This window comes from Sodalis-like endosymbiont of Proechinophthirus fluctus, assembly GCF_001602625.1.
Taxonomy (GTDB): Bacteria; Pseudomonadota; Gammaproteobacteria; order Enterobacterales; family Enterobacteriaceae.
Map to the genome: position 1 here is coordinate 19,325 of NZ_LECR01000002.1, position 382 is coordinate 19,706.

Genomic DNA, 382 nt, shown 5'->3' on the forward strand with positions numbered 1-382 from the left:
CGGTAGCGATGCCGGCTGCCAGCACACTACTGTTTTTTTGAGCTACAGTGAAGTCATAAGGGGTGTATGGCGCATCCAGATCTGGTTGCCAGTCGCCCATGCGTGGCTCATCGTCCTCGGCAGCCAAAGCGTGAGGATCGGCTAGCGTGCCAGGCAATTCAAAACGGTAATGCGGTACCTGGTCTGCCTGCTTCGGCGGCAGGGCGGAGGACGGTGCCGCTTCTCTCAGGCAAGTCGCGCCCGATGGCCGTAGAGACAGGTCGTCATCTTCGTCATCTTCGTCATCTTCGTCATCTTCGTCATCGTGCCGACTGCGGTTGGAGAAAAAAGTCAGACAACCCAGCACCCATGCGCCGATTTTCTCTGCGATGGTAAGCCACGA

At 57.6% G+C, this 382-nt stretch carries 1 pseudogene; it reads right to left on the reverse strand.

What is annotated here, in order from left to right:
- Positions 1 to 382: pseudogene (locus BG74_RS00255) on the reverse strand (hypothetical protein); the annotation flags it as partial.